The organism is Streptomyces sp. NPDC127038 (assembly GCF_042725875.1).
In the GTDB taxonomy this organism is placed as follows: domain Bacteria; phylum Actinomycetota; class Actinomycetes; order Streptomycetales; family Streptomycetaceae; genus Streptomyces.
This window is the reverse complement of sequence record NZ_JBHXDQ010000038.1, coordinates 81,535-87,589: the sequence shown is the minus strand read 5'-3', so window position 1 is coordinate 87,589 and position 6,055 is coordinate 81,535. Positions and strand designations below refer to the sequence as shown.

The 6,055-nt window shown below is 70.7% G+C and carries 7 protein-coding genes; 3 read left to right on the top strand and 4 right to left on the bottom strand.

Annotated elements, in window-relative coordinates; genetic code table 11:
- Positions 1 to 118: 118 nt before the first annotated feature.
- Positions 119 to 793 carry a Crp/Fnr family transcriptional regulator gene (locus ACFWI4_RS24755; RefSeq protein ID WP_006382668.1) on the bottom strand — a complete coding sequence of 225 codons (675 nt, stop codon included), beginning with the start codon at positions 791 to 793 and terminating at the stop codon, positions 119 to 121.
- Between the two features lie 429 nt (positions 794 to 1,222).
- Here ACFWI4_RS24755 and nth point away from each other — a divergent pair, with 429 nt between their 5' ends.
- From nth to ACFWI4_RS24740, 3 genes are read left to right on the top strand one after another with little or no spacing between them, the layout of a single operon-like run.
- Positions 1,223 to 2,221, top strand: a complete 999-nt coding sequence (gene nth, locus ACFWI4_RS24750) for an endonuclease III (protein WP_387199979.1) — start codon at positions 1,223 to 1,225, stop codon at positions 2,219 to 2,221.
- A 52-nt stretch (positions 2,222 to 2,273) separates the two neighbouring features.
- The gene (locus ACFWI4_RS24745) at positions 2,274 to 2,984 is read left to right on the top strand and encodes an NUDIX hydrolase (RefSeq protein WP_387199975.1); all 711 of its coding nucleotides are present in this window, start codon (positions 2,274 to 2,276) and stop codon (positions 2,982 to 2,984) included.
- A gap of 13 nt (positions 2,985 to 2,997) precedes the next feature.
- Positions 2,998 to 4,197 (top strand): MarP family serine protease, encoded by a 1,200-nt coding sequence (locus tag ACFWI4_RS24740; RefSeq protein WP_385398579.1) that lies wholly within the window; start codon positions 2,998 to 3,000, stop codon positions 4,195 to 4,197.
- 84 nt (positions 4,198 to 4,281) lie between these two features.
- Here ACFWI4_RS24740 and ACFWI4_RS24735 read toward each other — a convergent pair whose 3' ends face one another.
- The 3 genes from ACFWI4_RS24735 to ACFWI4_RS24725 all read right to left on the bottom strand — a co-directional run bounded on the left by ACFWI4_RS24735 (position 4,282) and on the right by ACFWI4_RS24725 (position 6,047).
- The gene (locus ACFWI4_RS24735; RefSeq protein ID WP_385398581.1) at positions 4,282 to 4,461 is read right to left on the bottom strand and encodes a hypothetical protein; all 180 of its coding nucleotides are present in this window, start codon (positions 4,459 to 4,461) and stop codon (positions 4,282 to 4,284) included.
- Positions 4,462 to 4,623: 162 nt separating this feature from the next.
- Complete coding sequence (locus ACFWI4_RS24730; RefSeq protein ID WP_385398583.1) at positions 4,624 to 5,574, bottom strand: alpha/beta fold hydrolase; 951 nt, start codon at positions 5,572 to 5,574, stop codon at positions 4,624 to 4,626.
- Positions 5,571 to 6,047 (bottom strand): phage holin family protein, encoded by a 477-nt coding sequence (locus tag ACFWI4_RS24725; protein ID WP_387199972.1) that lies wholly within the window; start codon positions 6,045 to 6,047, stop codon positions 5,571 to 5,573. Before ACFWI4_RS24725 ends, ACFWI4_RS24730 begins: the two co-directional genes overlap by 4 nt.
- Between the last annotated feature and the right edge of the window lie 8 nt (positions 6,048 to 6,055).

The window sequence follows — 6,055 nt, the reverse complement described above, 5'->3', positions numbered from 1 at the left end:
TGTGCGGGCCGGCGGGTGGGGGGCCTCTTGGGTTCGCGGGTAGTTGGGGGCGTGGGATACGACGCGGGGGCCCCACCTCGCAAGGAGGTGGGACCCCGTCGTCGTACTGCCTGAGGCGTCAGCGCGAGCGCTTGGCGAGCCGCTCCACGTCCAGGAGGATCACCGCGCGGGCCTCCAGGCGGAGCCAGCCGCGGCCCGCGAAGTCGGCGAGCGCCTTGTTGACGGTCTCGCGGGAGGCGCCGACCAGCTGGGCCAGCTCCTCCTGCGTGAGGTCGTGCACGACGTGGATGCCCTCCTCGGACTGCACGCCGAAGCGGCGCGACAGGTCGAGCAGGGCTCGGGCGACACGGCCGGGCACGTCGGAGAAGACCAGGTCGGACATCTGGTCGTTGGTCTTGCGCAGGCGCCGGGCGACGGCGCGCAGCAGGGCGGCGGCCACCTCGGGCCGCGCGTTCAGCCAGGGCTGGAGGTCGCCGTGGCCGAGGCCGAGCAGCTTGACCTCGGTGAGCGCGGTGGCGGTCGCCGTGCGCGGGCCCGGGTCGAACAGCGACAGTTCGCCGATCAGTTCACCGGGGCCGAGGACGGCGAGCATGTTCTCGCGCCCGTCGGGGGAGGTGCGGTGAAGCTTCACCTTGCCCTCGGTGACCACGTAGAGGCGGTCGCCGGGGTCGCCCTCGTGGAAGAGGGCGTCGCCGCGCGCGAGGGTCACCTCACTCATGGAGGCGCGGAGCTCCGCGGCCTGCTCGTCATCGAGCGCCGCGAAGAGCGGGGCGCGCCGCAGAACGTCGTCCACGAGTTCTCTCCTTGTCGACCTGCTCAGGGGACCGTGCTCCCCCTTGGTACCAGGGGACCGTGTTCCCCATCTTGCCGGACGGTCCAAACAGTGTGATCAGTCACAAGTCTGCCGCACCGGCGTCCCGACGAGTGCGGCAGGGGGCCAATTGGGGGCCGATCTTCAGGGTCCGGGGCGGATGTCGGTGCCGGGCTTTAGGCTGGCCGGGTGTCCAAATCGCCGGTGAGAGCACAGGCCAAGGGGGCTGGGCGGGTGGTTGTACGTCGCGATTCCGCTGTGGGCGAACAGGCCCCCGACGGAACCAAAGAACCGACAAATGCGGCGGGGCCGACGCCGGTGAAGGCCGTGTCCGGGGCGGAGTCGAAGGCCGCATCGGCGCCGGCGGGCGGCAGGAGCGCGAAGAAGACGGCGCCTCGGACCGCCAAGAAGGTGACAGCCTCGAAGGAGACCGCCAAGAAGGTGACGTCGGCCAAGAAGACCGCCAAGAAGGTGACGTCGACCAAGAAGACTGCCGACAAGGCGGCTGGGACGACCGCCGGAAGGACCGCTGAGAAGGCTGCGCCCGCGAAAACGGTCGCCAAGAAGACTGCCGCCAAGAAGGCGGCCGCCGGGGAATCCGTCTCCAAGACGGCCGGCGCCCCCGTGCCCCCGCGGAACGAGTCGCACACCGCCCTGGTCCGCCGGGCCCGCCGTATCAACCGCGAGCTCGCCGAGGTGTACCCGTACGCCCATCCGGAGCTGGACTTCGAGAACCCCTTCCAGCTGGTCGTCGCCACGGTCCTGTCGGCCCAGACGACGGACCTGCGGGTGAACCAGACGACGCCGGCGCTGTTCGCCAGGTATCCGACCCCCGAGGACCTCGCCGCGGCCGACCCGGAGGAGGTCGAGGAGATCCTGCGCCCGACCGGGTTCTTCCGGGCCAAGACCAAGTCCGTCATAGGGCTCTCCAGGGCCCTCAGGGACGATTTCGGGGGCGAGGTGCCCGGGCGGCTCGAAGACCTCGTGAAACTGCCCGGAGTGGGCCGCAAGACCGCCTTCGTCGTGCTCGGGAACGCCTTCGGGCGGCCGGGGATCACCGTCGACACCCATTTCCAGCGGCTCGTGCGGCGCTGGAGGTGGACCGAGGAGACCGAGCCCGACAAGATCGAGAAGGCCGTCGGCGGGCTCTTCCCGAAGAGCGACTGGACGATGCTGTCGCACCACGTGATCTTCCACGGCCGCCGTATCTGCCACGCCCGCAAGCCCGCCTGCGGCGCCTGCCCCATCGCCCCGCTCTGCCCGGCGTACGGGGAGGGCGAGACCGACCCCGAGAAGGCGAGAAAGCTCCTGAAGTACGAGAAGGGCGGCTTCCCCGGACAGCGGCTCAACCCCCCGCAGGCCTATCTGGACGCGGGCGGCAGGCCCGCGCCCCCGTTGGGTGCCGGATGACGGAACGAACACGGCCCCGGCGGGCGTTGGGAACAGCAGAACGGGGGTGGCGATGAAGCACGCAGGCAACACACAGGACGCGAGCAACACGCAGGGCGGTCCGGTGCTCAGCAAGGACGGACTGCCGAGCTGGCTGGGCCCGGTCGCCCAGGTCGCCGAGACCGTGGAACCGCTCCAGCTGAGCCGCTTCCTGCCGCCGGCCAACGGCACGGGCCGCCAGTCCGCGGTGCTCATCCTCTTCGGCGAGGGCCCGCGCGGCCCCGAGCTGCTGCTCATGGAACGGGCGGGGACCCTCAGGTCCCACGCCGGACAGCCGTCCTTCCCCGGCGGCGCCCTCGACCCCGAGGACGGCGACCCGGCGACCGACGGGCCGCTGAACGCCGCCCTGCGCGAGGCCGAGGAGGAGACCGGCCTCGACCCGGACGGCGTCCAGCTCTTCGGCGTGCTGCCGAAGCTCTACATCCCGGTCAGCCGTTTCGTGGTCACCCCGGTCCTCGGCTGGTGGCGCCGCCCGACCCCGGTCGGCGTCGTCGACCCGGGCGAGACGGCCCGGGTCTTCACCGTCCCCGTGGTGGATCTCACGGACCCGGCCAACCGCGCGACCACCGTGCACCCCAGCGGTTTCCGAGGTCCGGCATTTCTGGTCGAATCGGCCCTCGTCTGGGGTTTCACCGCCGGCGTGATCGACAAGATCCTGCACTTCGCGGGCTGGGAGCGGCCGTGGGACCGCGAGAAGCAGGTCCCACTCGACTGGCGCGCGTGACAAGGTGACCTTCGTGAATGTGCTGGACATCCTGTTGCTGGTCGCCGCCGTGTGGTTCGCGATCGTGGGCTACCGCCAGGGCTTCGTCGTCGGCATCCTGTCGGTGATCGGATTCCTGGGCGGCGGCCTCGTCGCCGTCTACCTTCTTCCGGTCATCTGGAGCTGGACGACGGACGACAGCAAGGTGAGCACGACCGCGGCCGTCGTCGCCGTGGTCGTCGTGATCGTCTGTGCCTCCGTGGGCCAGGCGCTCACCACCCACCTCGGCAACAAGCTCCGCCGGTACATCACCTGGTCACCGGCCAGAGCCCTGGACGCGACAGGCGGCGCCCTGGTGAACGTCGTGGCGATGCTGCTCGTCGCCTGGCTGATCGGCTCCGCCCTCGCCGGCACCACGCTGCCGACGCTCGGCAAGGAGGTCCGCAACTCCAAGGTGCTGCTGGGGGTTTCGCGCGCGCTGCCGACCCAGGCCAACACCTGGTTCGCCGACTTCTCCTCGGTCCTGGCGCAGAACGGCTTCCCGCAGGTCTTCAGCCCGTTCGCCAACGAGCCCATCACCGAGGTCCAGCCGCCCGACCCCCAGCTCGCCGCCAGCCCCGTCGCCACCCGCTCCCAGAACTCCATCGTCAAGGTCATGGGCACGGCCCAGAGCTGCGGCAAGGTCCTCGAAGGCACCGGTTTCGTCTTCAGCGACCGCCGTGTGATGACCAACGCGCACGTCGTCGGCGGCGTCGACCAGCCCACCGTCCAGATAGGCGGCCGCGGCAAGAAGTACGACGCCACGGTCGTCCTCTACGACTGGGAGCGCGACATCGCCGTACTCGACGTGCCGAACCTGAAGGCGCCCGCGCTGCGGTTCAGCGCCCCTGACGCGAGCAGCGGCGACAGCGCCATCGTCGCCGGGTTCCCGCAGAACGGCTCGTACAACGTCCAGCCCGCGCGCGTGCGTGGCCGCATCACGGCCAACGGCCCCGACATCTACCACCGCAAGACGGTGCGCCGCGACGTCTACTCGCTGTACGCGACGGTCCGTCAGGGCAACTCGGGCGGACCGCTGCTGACACCCGAGGGCAAGGTGTACGGAGTCGTCTTCGCCAAGTCGCTCGACGACGCCGAGACCGGCTACGCGCTCACCGCGGACGAGGTCCGGCAGGACATCGCCAAGGGGCGTACGGCCGACCAGCAGGTGGACAGCGACAGCTGCGCACTCTGACCGCGCCCGCCGGTGCGGAGCGGAGGACGGCCCTGCGTTGCAGGCGGTACGGGTGGAGCTCGGCCTCGGTGTGTGGACCGGGACTCAGCCGCGTGGATGGCGCAGCCGCACGGAGACCCAGCGGGCCCGGCGCCGCAGAATGTGCGGAATCCCTACACGCGGATCCCTGCCCGCCCATTGGGGGGCACCCCCCTGACGAGAGCTCAGACCCGTGGCCGAGCGGCGATTGCGTGCTGCGTCACTGTAGTCGTGCGTCCAGCCCATACCCCGACGTCTGCCCCTGCCCCAAGGTCCATAACCTCGCCCCGGCCCTTCAATTGGCCTATGCGCCGGGCAAGTGGCCGTTCGTAGGACACCTGTTCACGGTCCGCGCCGCGGAGGGGACACCTGGCGCTTTCGAGTGGTCGCGCGAGGGTGACCGAGGTGTCACCGATCGGGTTCGGGATCCTTCAGCCAGTTGATCAGTTCGGTGGAGAAGGTGACCGGATCCTCTTCGTGGGGGAAGTGTCCGAGCCCGTCGAACAGCCGCCAGCGGTACGGAGCTTCGACGTACTCCCCGGAACCCGCCGCGCTCCGCGTCCGCATCACCGGATCGAGTGAGCCGTGCAGATGCAGGGTCGGCACCCGCACCGGCCGCTTCATCCGCCGGTTGAACTGGATGCCGTCCGGTCGCGCCATGGACCGCACCATCCACCGGTACGGCTCGATGGAGCAGTGCGCGGTGGACGGGATGCTCATGGCCCGGCGGTACGTCTCCAGGGTGTCCTCGTCCGGCTGCCGCGGGCCCGACCAGTCGCGCACCAGACGGCCCACCAGGGCGGCGTCGTCGGCGAGGAGTTGCCGCTCGGGGATCCAGGGGCGCTGGAAGCCCCAGATGTAGGAGCCCGCCGTCGTCTGTCGGACGTCGGAGAGCATCGCGGAACGCCAGCGTCGCGGATGCGGCATGGACGACACGGCGAGCCGGCGGACGAGCTTGGGCCGCATGGCCGCCGCCGTCCACGCCAGATAGCCGCCGAGGTCGTGTCCGACCAGCGCCGCGTCGGGCTCGCCGAGGGAGCGCACGACCCCGGTGATGTCGAGCGCGAGGTTGGCGGGGTCGTAGCCGCGCGGGGTGCGGTCGCTGCCGCCGACGCCCCGCAGGTCCATGGCGACGGCCCGGAACCCGGCGTCGGCGAGTGCCACGAGCTGGTGGCGCCAGGCCCACCAGAACTGCGGGAAGCCGTGCAGCAGCAGGACGAGCGGTCCGTCGCCGAGCTCGGCGATGTGGAAGCGCGCGCCGTTGGCGGCCACGTCCCGGTGCGTGACCTTCCGGCCGCCGGGGAGGTCGATCCGTACGACCGAGGTGGGTTGCGCCGATGGTGTGGCGGGGTCCGTCATGAGGATGAGCGTGCCACAGCCTTGACGGCGTCCTCGACCGGTTCGGGCCGGGGGTGCGGCTTGGCGTTCTGCAGGACGCCTGCCGTCTCCTTCATGGACGCGGCCACCTTCTGCGGGCCCTGGCTCTTCTTGGCCTTCTTCGCGAAGATCACGCCGATCAGCGAGAGCACGGCCGCGACCAGCACGTTCGCCGCGAACGACAGCAGGAAGCAGATCGCGAGATTCCAGTGGCTCCAGGTCCGGATCCCGTAGGTGAGGGCGAAGCTGAGCATCGGCAGGGAGAAGATCAGGATGGCGCCGGCCGCCGAGAACGCGCCGCCGCTGACCGCGCCGCGCTTGACGTCCTGCTTGAGCTGAGCCTTCGCCAGCGCGATCTCGTCGTGCACCAGGGCGGACATCTCGGTCGTCGCCGCGGCGACCAGCTGGCCGATGCTGCGTTCGGCGCCGACCGGGGTCCCGTCGGGTGCGCTCATCGCGATCT